Annotated in this window: 20 protein-coding genes; all 20 read left to right on the plus strand. The window is 43.9% G+C overall.

Going from position 1 to position 17,864, the window contains the following annotated elements:
• The first annotated feature begins 57 nt into the window (after positions 1 to 57).
• The 20 genes from ABR189_RS18650 to ABR189_RS18745 all read left to right on the plus strand — a co-directional run bounded on the left by ABR189_RS18650 (position 58) and on the right by ABR189_RS18745 (position 17,857).
• Positions 58 to 363: a DUF4134 domain-containing protein gene (locus ABR189_RS18650; RefSeq protein WP_354663603.1), complete on the plus strand. Its 306-nt coding sequence runs from the start codon at positions 58 to 60 to the stop codon at positions 361 to 363.
• Positions 364 to 378: 15 nt separating this feature from the next.
• Complete coding sequence (locus ABR189_RS18655) at positions 379 to 1,116, plus strand: hypothetical protein (protein WP_354661980.1); 738 nt, start codon at positions 379 to 381, stop codon at positions 1,114 to 1,116.
• 293 nt (positions 1,117 to 1,409) lie between these two features.
• Complete coding sequence (locus ABR189_RS18660; protein ID WP_354661981.1) at positions 1,410 to 2,138, plus strand: hypothetical protein; 729 nt, start codon at positions 1,410 to 1,412, stop codon at positions 2,136 to 2,138.
• Between the two features lie 8 nt (positions 2,139 to 2,146).
• Complete coding sequence (locus ABR189_RS18665; RefSeq protein WP_354661982.1) at positions 2,147 to 2,551, plus strand: DUF4133 domain-containing protein; 405 nt, start codon at positions 2,147 to 2,149, stop codon at positions 2,549 to 2,551.
• Positions 2,472 to 5,006: a TraG family conjugative transposon ATPase gene (locus tag ABR189_RS18670; protein WP_354661983.1), complete on the plus strand. Its 2,535-nt coding sequence runs from the start codon at positions 2,472 to 2,474 to the stop codon at positions 5,004 to 5,006. The genes ABR189_RS18665 and ABR189_RS18670 overlap by 80 nt, the downstream gene beginning before the upstream one ends.
• 51 nt (positions 5,007 to 5,057) lie before the next feature.
• Positions 5,058 to 5,426: a hypothetical protein gene (locus tag ABR189_RS18675; RefSeq protein WP_354661984.1), complete on the plus strand. Its 369-nt coding sequence runs from the start codon at positions 5,058 to 5,060 to the stop codon at positions 5,424 to 5,426.
• 88 nt (positions 5,427 to 5,514) lie between these two features.
• Positions 5,515 to 6,192: a conjugal transfer protein TraI gene (locus ABR189_RS18680; RefSeq protein ID WP_354661985.1), complete on the plus strand. Its 678-nt coding sequence runs from the start codon at positions 5,515 to 5,517 to the stop codon at positions 6,190 to 6,192.
• Positions 6,176 to 6,592, plus strand: a complete 417-nt coding sequence (locus ABR189_RS18685) for a hypothetical protein (protein WP_354661986.1) — start codon at positions 6,176 to 6,178, stop codon at positions 6,590 to 6,592. The genes ABR189_RS18680 and ABR189_RS18685 overlap by 17 nt, the downstream gene beginning before the upstream one ends.
• A gap of 48 nt (positions 6,593 to 6,640) precedes the next feature.
• Positions 6,641 to 7,288, plus strand: coding sequence for a hypothetical protein (locus tag ABR189_RS18690; RefSeq protein ID WP_354661987.1), 648 nt, complete (start codon positions 6,641 to 6,643; stop codon positions 7,286 to 7,288).
• An 11-nt stretch (positions 7,289 to 7,299) separates the two neighbouring features.
• A complete protein-coding gene (locus ABR189_RS18695; protein ID WP_354661988.1) occupies positions 7,300 to 7,932 on the plus strand; it encodes a TerB family tellurite resistance protein in 633 nt (210 codons plus the stop codon).
• Positions 7,933 to 7,961: 29 nt separating this feature from the next.
• Positions 7,962 to 9,125: a conjugative transposon protein TraJ gene (gene traJ / locus ABR189_RS18700; RefSeq protein WP_354661989.1), complete on the plus strand. Its 1,164-nt coding sequence runs from the start codon at positions 7,962 to 7,964 to the stop codon at positions 9,123 to 9,125.
• Positions 9,126 to 9,150: 25 nt separating this feature from the next.
• On the plus strand, positions 9,151 to 9,771 hold the full coding sequence (traK, locus tag ABR189_RS18705; RefSeq protein ID WP_354661990.1) for a conjugative transposon protein TraK: 621 nt from the start codon (positions 9,151 to 9,153) through the stop codon (positions 9,769 to 9,771).
• The gene (locus tag ABR189_RS18710) at positions 9,768 to 10,220 is read left to right on the plus strand and encodes a hypothetical protein (RefSeq protein WP_354661991.1); all 453 of its coding nucleotides are present in this window, start codon (positions 9,768 to 9,770) and stop codon (positions 10,218 to 10,220) included. The genes traK and ABR189_RS18710 overlap by 4 nt, the downstream gene beginning before the upstream one ends.
• 10 nt (positions 10,221 to 10,230) lie before the next feature.
• Positions 10,231 to 11,553 (plus strand): conjugative transposon protein TraM, encoded by a 1,323-nt coding sequence (traM, locus tag ABR189_RS18715; RefSeq protein ID WP_354661992.1) that lies wholly within the window; start codon positions 10,231 to 10,233, stop codon positions 11,551 to 11,553.
• A 30-nt stretch (positions 11,554 to 11,583) separates the two neighbouring features.
• The gene (locus ABR189_RS18720; protein ID WP_354661993.1) at positions 11,584 to 12,513 is read left to right on the plus strand and encodes a DUF4138 domain-containing protein; all 930 of its coding nucleotides are present in this window, start codon (positions 11,584 to 11,586) and stop codon (positions 12,511 to 12,513) included.
• 10 nt (positions 12,514 to 12,523) lie between these two features.
• On the plus strand, positions 12,524 to 13,081 hold the full coding sequence (locus tag ABR189_RS18725) for a hypothetical protein (RefSeq protein WP_354661994.1): 558 nt from the start codon (positions 12,524 to 12,526) through the stop codon (positions 13,079 to 13,081).
• 31 nt (positions 13,082 to 13,112) lie between these two features.
• Complete coding sequence (locus tag ABR189_RS18730) at positions 13,113 to 14,024, plus strand: hypothetical protein (RefSeq protein ID WP_354661995.1); 912 nt, start codon at positions 13,113 to 13,115, stop codon at positions 14,022 to 14,024.
• Between the two features lie 66 nt (positions 14,025 to 14,090).
• Positions 14,091 to 14,870 carry a phosphoadenosine phosphosulfate reductase domain-containing protein gene (locus tag ABR189_RS18735; protein WP_354661996.1) on the plus strand — a complete coding sequence of 260 codons (780 nt, stop codon included), beginning with the start codon at positions 14,091 to 14,093 and terminating at the stop codon, positions 14,868 to 14,870.
• Between the two features lie 41 nt (positions 14,871 to 14,911).
• The gene (locus tag ABR189_RS18740) at positions 14,912 to 16,369 is read left to right on the plus strand and encodes a hypothetical protein (RefSeq protein WP_354661997.1); all 1,458 of its coding nucleotides are present in this window, start codon (positions 14,912 to 14,914) and stop codon (positions 16,367 to 16,369) included.
• A 24-nt stretch (positions 16,370 to 16,393) separates the two neighbouring features.
• Positions 16,394 to 17,857: a hypothetical protein gene (locus tag ABR189_RS18745; protein ID WP_354661998.1), complete on the plus strand. Its 1,464-nt coding sequence runs from the start codon at positions 16,394 to 16,396 to the stop codon at positions 17,855 to 17,857.
• Positions 17,858 to 17,864 lie beyond the last annotated feature (7 nt).

Below are 17,864 nucleotides of genomic sequence, written 5' to 3' on the forward strand. Positions count from 1 at the left end.
TGAGGAATTGTGAGATGATTAAATGTGTGAAGTATGGATACAGTGCGGAAGGGGTTCATGTCCTGCCCTTTAAAGGGACTATTATTAATTAGTGTGTGTATGCTTGTCGCCGTAACAGCATTAGCACAGAGTGGAGAAACCGGTATCAGAAACGCCACGGATCAGGTCAAGCAATATTTTGGAGTTGCTACCACCTTAATGTACGCGATTGGTGCGCTGGTTGGGATCGTGGGCGCCGTAAAGGTGTATAATAAGTGGAATTCGGGAGATCAGGACACCGGGAAAGTCGCGAGTGCGTGGTTTGGGAGTTGCATTTTCCTGGTAGTGGTGGCAACAATTCTAGAAGGCTTTTTTGGAGTTTAAAAAATGTTGGCAACAATGGAAAGGCGTTTACCGACTATAGAAATAGAAGGCTCGATTTTTTTTGTTGATGTACGAATGGGCGGGCTTCGCAACAGCGAGGGTCCTTTCAATGTACTTGAATTTAAGGATATGGAGCGTCACTATGATGTTATCCTAGAGCCTCAACCGGAGGATTTTCCCCGACATGGCTATCACGCAATGCGTTTCTTCTATAATAGTGTCAAAAAAGAAATTGTCTCTGCACCGGTAGAAGGAAATGGGTTACCTCCGAATGTGGTCTACCTGGAAATATTGAATGAACATTTCCTTGACCCAGTAGGAGTTGAACTAATGAAGGGGCACGCGATCGAACAGATTCCCCAGACATTATTGGGAGACAAGCTACACTTCAGTAGAGAGATTCCAACGGTGGAAGTATTGGGGCAACAATTCTTTGTTGATTGCGCAAAAATGTCTCTGTATCAAGTAACGGATTTTTCAAATAAGGTATCATTCGATTTTGTTGAAGTATTGCCAATTGATGAGATGCTGGCAATACACGTAGACAAAAACGGAAGAGTCAGAAATGTTCCTGGCATGGATTGCGATAATGAGGACAGGTTAGTAGTACTCAAACAGATGCAGCTTCTCGATCCCATTGGATATCGGCGGAACATGGGAGAGCCAGTACTTTTTTTTAAACATATCGATCGAATTCCACAGCGACAGCGCATTGTCTCTGACCAGGATAAAACGAATGGAATGAAAATATAAATGCTTGTGACATGCTGGTCTATTCGGATAGAAACTCAGTAAATAAATTATTGGTTGTTGATAGCCGGCATGGTGATGTGGACAGAGTATGACAAACTATTTTATGGCGGGGGTATCTGTCGTTGCGAAAGTGCTTGCTAGTGAGATTGATAGGCTTAGGGCGCATGAGTTGGACAGCTAAGTGAATTGCAATTATGGTACGTTCCGATAAACAGCGGCGTTCAGACAGGTACCTTCCGCCACTATTTGAAAGCATCTCAGCTTCCTATTCAGAGGCTACTAAACTATGAACTATGAACAATAGAGACCTACCGCGAATTGATGTTAAAGGAGACATCTTCATTGTTGATTTGGAGGCTGGTGGACTACGGAATACGGAGTATCCATTTAATACTCTCCGCTTTGCTGATATGATCGACCAACAAGGAGCTATCGTCAAATTCGAAGAAATCGGGGAAATACCCCTCAAACGTTTCTTCTATGATTCGACCAAAAAGGAAATAGCTCCACCCCCTATTGGTTGTGAAAAGCTCCCAACAGGGGTAAGCTACATGGAGGTGTTTACAGAGGTATTTTTAGATCCCGTTGGCCAGCTATTGATGGGTGGAGCGGATATTTCAGACTTGCCGCAGAAGCACCTAAAAAGCTGGTTCCATCTTGCGCATGAGATACCACACATAAACATATATGAAAATGATTTTCTTGTTGATACCGCAAGACAAGAAATCTATCATGTTTCAGACTTTACTAACAAAATAGATTTCGGCAATGTCGCCAGTATCAAATCCTTGGATGTAATGTGTTTTACAATAGATGGAAACGTAAGACTCGTAGACAAACCTATCAAGGAAGCAGTGGAAGATAATCTATTGATCATTACACCAATGCTTGACAAATTAGACCCTATCGGTTTTCAGAGAGCTACGGGCGTGCCAGCGGGTATTCTGAAACGTTCAGAAATGCCAGAGAAGAGTAGTCGGATCGTGCATTCAGCAGTTAACGGACATGGAAGAAAGATATAAAGGCCCACATGAGTAGCGTCTACGAAATCAACAAAGGAATAAACAAGCCCATAGAGTTTAAGGGGTTAAAGGCACAGTATATAACATACCTAGCTGTTGGTTTGGTGTTTTTGTTGGTGTTGTTTGCGGTGGGCTACATGGCGGGGGTGCCTGTCATTGTGGTATTGCTTGTAATCGGATTGAGTGGATTCGGGCTAGTGAGTTGGATGTACAAGTTAAGCCATAAATATGGTACGCATGGCCTAATGAAAAAGGCGGCGTATCGGCAGGTGCCTTCCGCCATTATTTGTAGGTCGAGAAAGGTTTTTTTGGAGGGTTTAGTAAAAGAGGTGTATGGAAATAGTGAGCATAATCGTCCTGATGTTAGTGGTAGCGGCAATTCAATTGCAGCTAAAAAGCAATCGGAAAAATAGCCGGGCGCTGGAAAAAATTCTTCCGATCTACAAAGTAGAACGGGATTGTATCATCTCCAAGCAAGGAGACGTAACAGTCGCGTTCACGCTGGATTTGCCTGAAATTTTTACACTCTCAGCCGCTGATTATGAGACAATACATCATATTTGGGTTAGAGCTATTAGATTATTGCCGCCAGGGACGGTGATCCATAAGCAAGACTGGTATACCGATGCCGCATATCAGTCCAATTTTTCACCGGATCAAAGTTTTTTGCAACGCAGCAGCGAGCGCTTTTTCCATTCACGCCCATATCTGAATCACCAGTGCTACCTGATGATTACCCGAAAGGCAGATAATCGCAAACCCGCGAGCTCTGTTTTTTCAAATTTGTTAAGGAGTTCGCTAGTTCCTCAAAACACAATACAGGAACAACCGTTTCAGGACTTCATGGACAAGGTAAGCCAAGTACAAAGGCTTTTACAAGAGGGTGGATTCATTCGTGCGCACAGATTGACTAGCGAGGACCTTGTTGGGACTAACGAAAAGCAGGGGCTTATTGAACGCTATTGCTTCTTGGCTGCCCCTGATCAGCAGCCGGTCGTAAGGGATATTGAGTTTAAGCCGGAATGGAAGGTTGGCGAAAACTACTGTCAAATGTATTCCTTATCGGATGTTGAGGACCTACCCGGCTTATGCGGTAGCCGTATTACATATGACAAGTACAGCACGGATATTTCAAAGTTCTCAATTGGTTTTGCTGCCCCCCTTGGTCAATTACTTAATTGTAACCACATATATAACCAGTTTTTGGTGGTGGAGGATTCCCAAAAAACGTTTAAGAAACTGGAGGCAAAACGGCGGCGGCTGCAATCGCTTTCGGCATACTCTCGTGAAAACGCCATCTCAAAAGACGCGACAAACGCATTTTTGAACGAAGCCATTAGCCAGCATCGTCTTCCCGTCAAAGCGCACTTTCACGTATTGACCTGGACAAGCCATCCTGAACAACTTAAGGAACTTCGAAACAAAACGTCGGCGGCTTTGGCTGCAATAGATGCCAACCCACGTCAGGAACAAAGTGGCGCTCCCCAATTGTATTGGGCGGGGCTTCCAGGCAACGGCGCCGACCTACCGCTGAATGAATGTTTTGACACCTTTGCAGAACAGGGATCATGTTTTTTTACACAAGAAACAAACTACCGCCATAGCCCAAGCACCTTCGGAATCCGATTAGGTGACCGCCTTACCGGACAACCAATCCATTTCGATCCGTCCGACTACTTCATGTCCACTGGAGTCATCAGCAACAGAAATAAACTATTGATCGGTGGATCAGGTACCGGGAAAAGCCTATGCATGGCGCATTTTATGCATAGCTACTTCGTCCAGGGTGCACATTGTGTGATCGTCGACGTGGGGCACAGTTATATCGGTCTCTGCAAACTTGTAAATGGTTATTACTTTACCTATGAACAGAACAACCCATTCCGTTTTAATCCATTTTTTATTGGTGAGGGAGATACCCTTGATACGGAGAAGAAGGAATCGATTAAAAGTTTGCTGTTAGCACTCTGGAAGAAGGATACTGAAGTATTCACCCGTGCGGAATACGTGGCCTTATCTAACGCCCTTTCCTTATACTTCGATAAACTCGAAGCAAACAAAGACATCTTCCCGGGATTTAACAGCTTTTATGAGTTTCTGCGCGACGACTACGCTGAGATACTTAGTAAGGAAAACGTACAATTAAAGGATTTTGACATAAACAACTTTCTTTACGTCTTAAGGCCGTATTACAAGAATGGTGAGTTCGATTTCTTGCTAAATGCTACAGAGAACCTTTCACTGCTCCAGCAGCCGTTCATAGTGTTCGAGCTGGATAATATAAAAGATCACCCGATACTCTTTCCTGTCGTGACTTTAATCATCATGGAGCTCTTCGTCTCGAAGATGAGAAAGCTCAAGGGGACACGGAAGGTGATAGTAATTGAAGAGGCATGGAAAGCCATCGCGAAAGCTGGGATGGCAGACTTTATCAAGTACTTGTATAAAACTGTGAGGAAGCACTTTGGTGAGGCAATTGTTGTAACGCAAGAGCTGGATGATGTTATCAGCTCGCCCATCATCAAAGAGGCCATCATTAACAATGCCGACTGCAAGATCTTAATGGATATGCGTAAGTTTCAGCACAAATTCGCGCAGATTCAAACTGTCCTTGGACTTACGGATAAAGGACGAGACATCCTATTTTCCGTAAACAGGGGGAATGACCCGAAACGCCGATACCGGGAAATCTATTTTGATTTGGGGGGCGTTGTACAGCAAGTATTTGCATTTGAGCCATGCCTGGAGGAATACTATGCGTATACGACGGAAGAAAAAGAAAAAATTAAAGTGCAGCAATACGCAGCCAAATTCAACGGCAATATTGCCCGCGGTATAACTGCGTTAGTCACTGAGAGTAAGCAGTAGTTTATATGTATTCCAAATTAAAAGAGTTACATTATATATAAAACAACGCTTATGAAATACACTATTCTATTTATTGTGTTTGCCGTATTATCCGCTTGCAGCGGTACCAAGTCGGGAAGAGAAGATATTACCGGTACCTATGTAAATATCGAAACAGACAGTCTAAGAACTGTATACGACACACTTGACGTCCGAAAAATTCATCCACAAGCCACCGACGCATATGAGATTGTTAAAAGATCGCGTGTTGTATTCAAGAAAGCGGAGGATGAGCAATTTAGTAAGGCAAATAGAGAGAGGATAAACGCAACATTTGATGCTACAAATAATATACTGCGAACAGAAGATCCAGGTATTGTGTATAGCGTCGACGGCAACACCCTTGTGCTTGACAAGAGTGTGTATGAAAAGATAAATTAGTAAGAATTGGATAAGATTTAAAGATGGTCAGAGACTGCCAGGGCAGCGTATGGCCTTAGCTTCCCGTGAGATTTGAAAAATGTGTTATATGAAAAGGAAGAGCTGGATACTAATTTTGTGGGTGGTACTATTTACTACGATCCCAACTCAAAGGAGCCATGCTGTTGTATGGGTAGCAATCCAAGCCGCTGTCAAAAAGGTTATAAAGGCAATGGACCTAGCGATACAACGTCTCCAAAATCAAACAATCAAATTACAAAATGCTCAGAAAGCCATTGAAAATGCAATGGCCAAGTTGAAACTAAAAGAAATCTCAGAATGGAGCGAGAAGCAGCGCAAAATCTTCCAAACCTATTATGATGAACTATGGCGTGTTCGCGCCGCCATTACCTATTACCGCCGCATAAGGGAAATAACCAATAAGCAGTTTCAGCTCGTCCAGGAATATAAAGACGCATTTAAATTGTTTCAGCAAGATAAATTCTTTACACCTGAGCAACTCCTTTATATCTATGATGTCTATTCCGGCATTTTGGAAGAGAGCGTGAAGAATCTCGATGAAATAGTACTTGTTATCAATTCATTTAAAACACAAATGAGCGACGCCAGTAGGCTCGAGATCATCAATGGCGCCTCAGATCGAATTGAAGAGAACCTCTCGCATCTGCGACGGTTTACTGATGAGAATATCATGATGCGCATTGACAAAGCACGCGACCAACAAGAGATACTTTCATTAAAGGCATACTATGGCATATCAAACTAAAAATATAGATGAGCATATTCGTCAATTATTGGACGAATTGCAAGAGAAAGGGTACCTGGAGAATTTCTCGTTGCGACTGGGAAGCAAAACTGCTGCATTGGTAGTGACATTGGAGGAATGTTTGAAATTGGTAGCTAGCTACTATAAAGAAACTGGCAGGCAACCACCCATAGGTCTGAAAACGACCGTGCCGTGCCCAGGCGGCGGAACAGTCCAATGCACTTTCTCCTTACAGTTCAGCGCTGAGAAAGGCTTTCGGGTTCACACAGCGTTATTCAGCCCCTCTTGGCCGCCTTACAACAGAATGACACAGCAGTTTGATCGTAACGTGGAAGTACCAGATGCTAAGCGTGTATCTAAAATGTTTAAAAACAGCAAAAGACGTTTTAAACATCCGTAATTCCATAGTTCGAAAGAAATTTATTTGGTAGGATCATAATGGTGAAGTATGAAAATGAAGATGTTGATAGTTGTGGTCTTTACGTTGGCACTTCAACGTACCGCCCAAGCACAGCTTTTTAAGGAGTGGTTTCGGCAAAAGAAAACGCAGAAGGAATACCTCCTTAAACAGATTGCTGAGTTGAGGATTTACCTTTCTTATTTACAGAAAGGGTATCAGATTGTTGAATCAGGGATTAACACCGTACGGGACATAAAAAATGGTGAATTTTCCCTGCACGATCTCTATTACGCCTCGTTGAAGCGTGTTAACCCCGAAATACGAAAACTGCCACAAGCGGCGTCCGTTGTGGAAAATACTCAATACATCTTTCGGGCAACGGACGATCTGATCAAAGTAGTTGAAACAACTGCGCTGCTCAACGAGTCTCAATCGACGCTGATCAATATAGCATGTCCCGCCATAAGAAAAGATGCGGCGCAGGTAGCTGACGCATTGTTAGCGGTTCTTACCGACAGATCGCTACAACTAACCGATGACGAACGCATCGCCAGGGTGCAGCAAATTTATGAGTATAGTTTACAGCAGACCGTCCTTGTTAAAGACCTCTGCAGCAATGTATATGCACTCACCTGGGCAACCGAAATGGATAACAGAGAGGCGCAAACAATTAGGAATTTTTATGGACTAAAATGACAGTGACGGTTATGAAGAAGGTAATTGTGATCTTGATAATGTGGATGGGACTTAGTACGCCGATTCGAGGATATACGCAGGCGGCTGAGCTCGCCCAGTTGGCACTAAACATTGAAAAACTCAATCAATTCCGGCAGATTCTCCAAAAGATGTACGATGCCTATAAAATTATCAGTGCGGGATATGATAAAGTCAAGGATATCACCTCAGGCAACTTTAAACTCCATCAGGTTTTTCTGGATGCGCTTTTCCAGGTTAGTCCTGGAGTGCGGGACTATCCACGCATTAAAGACATTGTAAATAATCAAATCGCAATTATTAAGGAGTATAAGGACGCGTTTAGGACGTTTCAGCTCAGCAATGTCTTTGATCAGGGCCAGCTTGATTACCTCGATGAAGTATACAAACGAATATTCGATGACAGTCTCCGCAATCTAGAGGAACTGGTAATGATAATAACAGCAGGGCAACTACGTATGAATGATGCCGAACGTTTGACTGCAATTGACAGAATCCACAATTCCCTGAAAAGCAAACTAGCGTTCCTACGCGAGTTTAACGATGAACACGCTCTGATCGCCATTCAGTCTCTGAGAGAAAAAGCGGAGCAAGAGACGATTAAGAAGATATATGAATTGAAGTAGTTCTGAAGATTTTAAATGTGTGAGTGAATATGAGGCAGAAAGTATGGTTTGTGACCGCAATCGCGGCAATATTCCCGAGTGTGGTATTTGGGCAAGGGCTTCCCGAAGATATTCGTGGCCTTCACAGCGTTTTGAACAGGATCTATGATGAGGTACTGCCAAAATGCGCTGATCTTATTAATGTCGGTCGCGCCATTGCGGGAACGGGTGCGCTAGCTTATATAGCATACCGAGTGTGGCGCCACATTGCCAATGCAGAGTCCATCGACTTCTTTCCTTTGTTCAGGCCGTTTGTCCTTGCCTTCTGCATTACCATATTTCCACAAGTAATCGGTCTGATGAACGGAATCCTAAGGCCCACAGAAACAGAGACAGCCAAATTGGTAGACAACACCAACGAGGCCATCAAGCGCCTACTCGATAAGCGAGAAGAGGAGCGAAAGGAAACGAAATCTTACAAAATGTTTGGGGTCAACGATGGCGCTGGAAATCGCGCGTTGTGGATGCAGTACACCCACAGTGATATCAAAAGAGAAGGCCTCTTTGGACGGCTTGGATACAACATCGAGTTTGCCATGAGCAAGGCATACTATAATCTGAAAAACTGGTTTCGAGAGCTCATCTCTTTTTTGTTGCAACTGTTGTATGAGGCGGCTGCACTCTGTATTAATACTATCAGAATATTTAAGCTACTCATATTTGCGCTTCTTGGACCCATTGTATTTGGATTAGCAATCTACGATGGATTTCAGCATACCCTGACGGTCTACCTTGCCCGCTACGTCAACGTTTACTTGTGGCTGCCCATTGCCAACATTTTAGGCCTACTGCTGGGGAAGATTCAGGAAGACATGATCAAATTAGATATAGCGCAAATGCAGGAGTTCGGAGACAGTTTTTTTTCGACCAGTGACGTTGGGTATATAATATTTATGATTATCGGAATTGTGTGCTACTTCACTGTCCCGAGCATTGCTAACATGATCGTCAACGCCGGAGGCGTGAACATGATTACGAACAGAGTGAACGCGCTCGTCAGCTTTGGAAAGAGTAGCGCGCTCGCGGTAAGTAGCGGCGCGGTTGGCATGGGGGCAGATGCACTCGGTAACATGAATTTGACCATGAATAAGGGCATGAGCGGCACAGGCGCGGCTGGTGGCTATTTTAATGACAAACTTTCAGGGAAAAGTTGATTGGTAAACACGAGGGGATTGGAAGATGATGGAGCAACTTAAAAATATTGATACAGCATTTAAACATATTCGACTTTTCAGTGCAGTTGTAATCGTTGCATGTTGTGTAACATGTATCTATTCAATCTACACCTGCCTTGAAGTTGTAAATAAAACCCAACAGAAAATCTACCTGATTACTAATGGGAAGGCAATTGAAGCATTTGCGGCCAATAGAAAAGATAATATTCAGGTCGAGGCACGCGACCATGTAAAAGTCTTTCATGAGCGGTTTTTTACGTTGTCTCCTGATGAAAAAACAATAGAGAGCAATATGCTCCAGGCCTTGTATTTAGCCGACGCCAGCGCAAAAACACAATACAATGACCTGAAAGAAAAGGGTTACTACAGAAGCGTAATAAGTGGAAACGTCAGTCAACAGGTTCACTGTGACAGTATAGTGCTGGATGTGGAAAAGCAACCTATCTATTTCCGGTATTATGGAAAACAGCAGATCATACGCCCGACTGCCATTCTTGTCAGAAACCTGGTCACCGAGGGCTTTTTGCGTGACCTCAAAGAACGAAGTGATAACAATCCTCACGGCTTTTTGATAGAGCGGTGGGCGACACTATCGAACTATGACTTAGAAACTATAAAGCGATGATCAGAATAAACAAAGGCCGCAGGGAAAGAATCCCATTTGTGACGCGCATTGCCCGGACGATTTTGCGAATCCAATATGGATGGGCCGATTTCATGCACAGCAAAACGATGCAGTGGTCCAGAAAGGAGAAAATTATATTCCTCGTCATTATCACCGGAGTATTTTCTATCATAAATGTTTGTATTCTGCTCGATGTATTCAGCAATCGGACCAATACGGGAGAAGAAATTCGAAGTAGCCCCATGCCGGTGCTTTTTATGCAACACCATCGCGAATTCCCTCGGCAGGAGGTCATTGACACGCTGGCAATTTATGAGTTCCGCAAAGCAATTGACAGTCTTCGAGCTACACCGGAGGGAAGAAAAGTATACGAGGATTTTGCAAGAGAAAGACCAGGATTTCTCGATAGCCTCGCCTATATAGAGCAACATATTCGTCAACCATTCTAAAATTTTCAAAATGGATAGTGAGAAAGAAAAAGTGAGTCAGCGTAAAACCAAAATTTTGATTTTGGCCCCATTGGTTATAATTCCATTGCTTGGTGTGCTATTTTATCTGGCATTGGGTGGCAAGAAGCAAGAAAGCAATAAACCCACGGGTTTAAACCCTAACCTGCCTTCTCCTCTGCTCAATGACAAGCGAATGGATAAGCTGAGCCTTTACCAAGAAGCAGATCTGGATTCAGCAAAAAGAGAAAATGCTGATCGGTACGACCCGCTTGCCCAATGGTTCGGCACAGGACATCGGACCGTCGATAGTCAGAAGATGAAGATGTCGGCAGGCAGTGAAAGGTCTTCGCAGCAGGCAGCAACATCAGGTGGGGGGATTCGCCCCATCGTCTCCTCCCCTGCCCCGGAAGCCAAAGTAGAGACTAAGCTCGCAGAAATCGAAAAACTTTTGTCAACCACAGGGGGGGACAGTCCAGTAGTTGCCCAGTCTCAGCTACCCGACACATCCGCGGCTGCGGCGATCCGGCAGCTAGAGGAATTGATGGGTCAAATGAATCAAGATGGCGCTGCCGCTTACCAAGAGGACGGGGAAATGAAGCAGATGAGTAACATGCTGGAGACAATCCTGGACATCCAGCACCCCTCTCGTGTAACAGAGCGGATCAAACAGCAGTCGGCCGATAATAAAGGCAAAGTATTTCCTTTAACGACAGCTCCTGAGTCCGCCACGTTGGATCTGATGTCACCTTCCCCTACAATAAAAGATACAGGGAGAATGGAAATGCTGCTCGCCAAACACGGTATCAAATCACCAGTAGCCACGTCTATCGATGGATTCTATGAACTTGACGAACACGAAGGACTTTCGCAAGGCAATACACTTGCCGCAGTGATCCATCAGGACCAGACCATCACTTCCGGTGCCACAGTCAAGCTGCGATTGTTACAGGACGCATATATACAAGGCCAACTGTTTCCGAAAGGCAGCTTCGTTTACGGTCCTTGCAATTTAAGTGGGGAACGATTACAAATTGAAATACCCTCCGTCCGCCTATCGAATAACGCCCTCTTTTCTGTTTCCCTGACCGTGTATGATCTGGACGGACTTCCAGGAATTAGGATACCTGGTAGCATCAAACAAGAAGCCGGTAAGGAGAGCTCCGAACAAGCAATGCAGGCGCTGAGTCTTGGGAGTCTGGACCCCTCGCTTGGCGCTCAGGCGACTGCCGCGGGTATTGACGCGGCCAAAAATTTGTTGAAGCGTAAAATAAAATTAGTCAAGGTGCATCTGAAGGCAGATTATCCAGTCCTGCTTGCCAGCGACCAGCGATGAACATTCTTTAAATAATAAAAAAATAATGCTATGTGTGTTAGAAAAAGTGTGACGATGGTAAGCATTACCAGTCTATTACTGCTCGTGGGACATCACTATGTATCCGCCCAGCCAGTCGTTCCGATTATTCAAACAATTGAAGCGCCCGTCGCTAAGCGAATAGCGTCATTCCCACTTTCGATTACAACCGAACAAACCTCCGTGCTGATTTTTCCATCAAACATTAAAAGTGTGGATAGGGGCAGCGCAGCCTTGTTGTGCAAAACTGTCAAGGAAGCTCCGAATGTATTAAAGATTAAAGCGGCGAACGACTCCCTTGTAGCTACTAATCTTAATGTGTTCGTCGCCGATGGTACACTATTCCCCTTTTCTGTGCGGTATCAGCAAATCCCTGACCTACTCACTTTGGATTTTACTGACCCGAAACAATCCGATGATTGGCATCCGGTGAACGTTTCAAAGTATGGAATGAATGAAGTGGAAGTTCAGCAATTCAGTGATATTGTTGCCGGCCTACCTCCATTTCAGCGAACACCGCACTCCAACAGGATTGGTAGCATGCGTGCGCAGGTAAGCGGAAAATACTATCAGCAGGGTATACTCTTCTTCCAGTTTACAGTGGAAAATCAATCTCAACTACCGTATGAGCTAGATTTTGCGCGGTGCTACATCAGGGACAACCGAAGCTCACTGCGCAGCTCAGACTTGGAGAAGGAAATTAAACCACTCTATGTTCACCAGGTCGAGGGCAACACCATATCACCACAGAGTCAGGCACAGATAGTCTTCGCATTTGACAAGTTTACCATCGCTAATAACAAACACTTCTCAGTAGAATTTTTTGAAAGAGGTGGTGACCGCAATATGCGAATCAAAATAAAAGGAAAGCAAATCCTTCGCGTTCGCCCGCTGCTTCCTTACCTGTCAGACGAGTATTCCAACCAATCATTCAATTTTTAAATGTACAAGTATGAATAATAATCAATCGACAATTGAGAATCGCCTGGAACGCGACCTGGCAGTCTGGGATCGCATACAGGCCCGCCAGGTCGAGCGTTATGGGAAGGACGTTTTGAAAGACCGAGGTTTCCTGGCTGCAAAACGGGAGATGTATAAACACATCATGCAAAAATACATTGGAAAGCGCCCCAATGCCTATGAGAAAGCAGAAATGAGAGTACTTCGGAGTCAACAGCGCAAGCTCCTCCGTCAAATGTATCCGAACCCGTTGGTTCGTTTGCTTAGAAATATACTTGCATTGAATGTGAATTTAGTCCGCCTCGCAGGGCGAATGACTATCGGGGCAGTCAGAGGTGCCGTTGCGGTACTGACGGGACAACAACGAAAGCCTGCACCTTCCAAACAGTACACAGCCGCAAGGCAAACACCTCCCGCTTCGAACAGGCAGACTCGCGGTCCGCAAGTTGGCAAGCCGCTGACTCAGGATAATTCTGCAGTTGTCAGGAAGCTGCCACACAAACCGAGGATAGTGCCGCGACCGGCAAAATCTAAGGGAGTAAGGAGATAATCAATCATCATTCATTTTAAAACAAATAATCATGAACCAGGAAATTGAAAACGTCGAGAAAGTAAAGAAACGCGTCTACTACGCAGGGTTTGGGACTATGTTTCATAATGAGATTGATCAGGCAGCCGCGGCTGGAACGCCGAGAATTAATCCATCCACAGAATTTGCAATCCAGGACGCTTCCCTGTTTGACCCAAACAAGATTCAGGCGGGGATTTTAAAGGCCACTCCTGATATCACGATTAGTGATGAGAACAAGATGTATTACAATGGCTACCTAGCGGTCCTTGAGAGAGAGGGAGAGACCCCCATCAGACAGTGGTTTAAGTCCACAGACCGGATTAACGTCGATGAGGCTTATCGTTTGATGTCAGATACAAAACATCCCAGAGCTATCCTGAAGGAATATCTTGGAGAGGATAACCGCCCATATAAAGCCTATGTGCAGCTTGACTTCAGTCAGAAAACGAAGAATGATAACTATTTTCTCAGGCATTACCCGGACTTTGATTTAATGAGCAAACTTCGGGAGTATGACTTTGAAGGAATGAAGGGACAGTATAAGAGCGCCAGTCGCGTACTCAGCAGTGGCGGAGGGATTGAATTGGTTCCAGTTAACCGGGAAAAATATGAGACTGTTTTTATCATTCTCAATCCTACACATTCCACACTCACCATTATGGACAAGAGTGGTGATATCCTCGAACATGATCAATTCCGCACATTAGCGGCTCGCGAACAGCGCCGTGTAGAGCAAGAACAGAAGGAACCTCGCGGGATCCGTCAGTCCAATGTTCGCTTTGTCGCCCAAAATGGCCCTTCCGAATCGAAGGATGCGGGTCAAGTACAGCAGCCGGAAATTGGCACGTCGCCAACGAACGAAGTAAAAAAAAATAGCAGGACAGTGAAACCTGCGGCAGAGAAAAAGGGCAGACATCTGTAATGTGATGGGGTAGCTCACTTAGATCTGCAGGAAAGAGGGTTTTTTGAATTTGAATGGAGGCCAGTGATGTTGGAAGGAGATGTGTTTGTGCTGAGTTTTAGTGGGGGGAGGACTTCAGCTTATATGACTGATAGGTTGTTAAAGGAATTTCCGAAAGAAAAAGTAATCATTGTGTTCGCCAATACGGGAAAGGAAGAACACGCAACTTTAGATTTCGTGAATCAATGTGATCAGCTATGGAGAGAAAATGTTGTATGGCTGGAGTATTGCCCCGTTGATAGGTTCAAAATTGTCAGTTATGAGACTGCAAGCCGCAATGGAGAACCGTTTTCCGCAATTATTGCGAAAAGGAATTACGTTCCGAACGTGGTTGCACGTTTTTGTACGCAGGAGCTCAAAGTCCGAGTCATTAAACGGTATATGCAGTCTCTTGGTTATCGCCACTGGACAAGTGTAATCGGAATACGGTATGATGAACCGAGGCGGTGGGCTAAGGTCAGAGGTATCGCAGAAAAGGAGTGCTGGGATGTCTGGTTACCACTGGTGGACTGGAAAATTACTAAGGAAATGGTCCTTGAGTACTGGCGTCGCATGCCTTTTGATCTACAGCTAAAGGACTACCAGGGGAACTGCGATCTATGCTTCCTGAAAGGCAAGCATAAACTTAAGCGCATTTTAACTGAGAATCCCGAGAAAGCAAGCTGGTGGATTAATCAGGAAAGAAAAGCAGGGGGAACCTTTCATAAGAGTTATTCGTATCAGCAGTTACTTAACCTAATTCAGAAATCGCCTACCCTGTTTGACTATCAAGATGATGATTTTCCTTGTTATTGCAATGTTGATTAAGACAAAATCGTGTTGTAATTGAAACTTAATACCTGATGGAAATGGAACGGTTAGACACAGATCATAAATATATCCTGGAATTGAAGATGTGGAACAAGCAAAGCTTTATCAGACCTGATGATCCATACCGAGGATTGCCGGTTTATACGCGAGAGCATCATCATACCTTAAGTGACGCCTTCAGTTCCCTGCTACTGGTTGACATTAAAGCTTTCGAGAAATATTCAGACACCGTATTTTCAACTGGGAGACACTATGAATCTGCCAGAATAATCTCGGCAGATAATGAGGCATTGATCTTGGAAGTGAACATTGTCCCTATTCAGGATGTGCTGGCTATGGATATACCCGCTGGTATATACTTCAGTGTGTCTGATCAAATTAGTAGCTTCGAAGAAAGTGCCAACCTTGATCTAAGTGAGTTTCGGTTCTATGAAGGAGACTCCAATTGTCTGCTGATTGCTTCTTACAACTATTCATTTGCAGACGGATTGGTTATTAATATAGACCATGCATACGACAAGATGGTTGAAAAAGCGAGAACGCACGAAAGCCAACGGATCTTTTCGGAGGAAGAATGGAAATATCAGATCAAGTTGACTCAGCAGGTTGGTGAACATTTAGATCACATATATAAAACATCCTACCATTACCCAGAGCTAAAGCCTGCGCTAAATGATTTGCTACAGGTGAATTTACATCTGCTGGATGACAACATTGTTGAAACGGAAAATACAGAGATATGGATCAATGAAGCGGTCATTACTGAGCGAGAAGGAGCGACTCTTGTAGGTTTAATCACTGCAAATTATGAAAGTAATCCGTCTAATGTGTCAGAGCCTGGCATACATTTACAGTGTTATCAGACAGTTGAAGAATTCGAGAAAAAATACAATGTAGACCTCTCCGCATTAGGTAACTATGGACAGAATGACAATTTTCTTTTGCTGGCCAACTATACAGGCAGTTACGATAGCCTTATTCCAACTGTTGCGTTTAAACAGCTACAACGTACGCTGGCAGGAGCAGAATCACAGGCAAATCTTGACGCCGAATCGCCTGTCACGCTGCAAATAGAATGGAAGGTTAACACTTCTCAAGTCGCTAATGAGATAACAGCCCCGCCCGACCTCATTTCTAATATGGCTTTTTCTACGCCAGTAGAAGCATTGTCATATTTAGTTGAGCAGATATCCACTACTGATTTTCAAATAAATATTGAGAATGCAGTTTTATATAAGGATGGCAAAGAGATCATGCGATTGCTCAAACCAGAGGGTGAAAAAACTCCCCTATCCAACGGCGTTTTTATTGAGGTTAACCCGGAACATCTCTCCTTAGACATGCTGAAGGTACTTGTGCCCCACATAAGTAAGGGGTGGCCTCAAGCCGACACATATTTTTTGATTGCAGGAAAAGGGGAAGAGGCCCGTCGCATTCTTACCAACAATATCAGGAGAATCAAACCAATTGGGAAAGGAAAGGGAAACAAGATTTAGCTGAATCTGTTTAAAACTGTGAAGATGGAAAATGGTATGTGGCCTTATGCCCTGATTATTGAAGGGCATTACGCGCAAGGGAAGCTTTATGAGGGAAAGTATCTAAGTAAACCAATTATCGAACTTCGGTATTTTGGTTCTGCAGAAGAAGCCTTTCAATCATTGGTAAGAGAAGAATTTCATCAATTCGATAAGCGGTTAGAAAGTCCGGTTGCGCATCCTGTATGTTATGACACAGCCGTCATCAATGACACGCGGACAGGTGCTAAATTGACGGAAGTCAACATTATATCTATAGACGATGTGCCAGATGCCTCACCTCCTGCAGGCATATATCTCGGAATTGCTGATGAATTGGGATTTGAAGGTTTCCAAAGTATCGCAAATATTGATCTGTCCAGGTTCGGAGACTATGATCCGGATGTTCCATTTTTTCTTCTTGCAAGGTATAAGTATGATGAGAAAGGTCTTGGGTTGATTCCTCAGAAGGGACTGAAAGATTTGCAGCTCTTTTCAAAGGATATATTTCTTTCCAGAGAAAAGTCTCTATTCATTCTCAACGTCAAGGAATGCTATCTTGACGTGTTACAAGGGGAAAAAAATACTCAATATCATTTTGATAGCCCCAAAGCCGCATTTGCCGCCCTTTTATCCACAAACATGCAGCAGTTAGATTCCAGGATCAGCGATGATCGGAATTTCGATACATATATAAAAGAGATCGGAATATATAGTGTAAAGGGACACCCCCTGGTTGAACTGAAAAACGTGAAAAACCTCCCAATTGATAAAAATGCTGCTGAGCCCGGTATCTACTTAAATTTTCCTGAAGGTCTAGGGCATTTTGAATCTGAATTTGATATTGACGTAAGCGGATTGCGGGATTACGCAAAAGGTAGCCGATATCAATTGCTGCATCATTACGACGATACCTTCTCTGAAATAGTCCCTACAGAAGGATTTAATAAATTGAAGGAAACACTTCAACCGGTAGAAAAGATACAGCCGTCACTTGAAAAGGGACACTATGAAATTAAATACGAATGGGATAGCCTTACAGATGTTCCTATTCAACCGAACTTTTACCGACAAGTGGCCCTCACAAAACATGAAACCGTTGCCGGTGCTTTTGAAGAATTACAGGCTATTAACTCCCGGTTGTTTGACGTGCGTCACGCAATCAAAATGCAAGAATCTGGGTATTTAAAAGAGGCTACCATCTATCAGAATGCAACACCAATACTTACAAAATTCAATGCACAAGAGGACCTTTCATTGCCTCCAGATTTAAGGTATAAAATTGACTTACATACAGTAACAGTTGATTTGATCAGGGAATTATATCCATATATGGCAAAATCTGAACAAGTCAGCACTTCTCAAATGGAGTTTAGCCTGAAGGATGTTGCAGACAGCGCCACCGGTCCTACCAACATCGCCGCTCGAAAGATTGAGAATAGGAGCTCTGAAGGAAAACTTGGATTGTGAATTTGAA

The organism is Chitinophaga sp. H8 (assembly GCF_040567655.1).
GTDB lineage: Bacteria > Bacteroidota > Bacteroidia > Chitinophagales > Chitinophagaceae > Chitinophaga > Chitinophaga defluvii.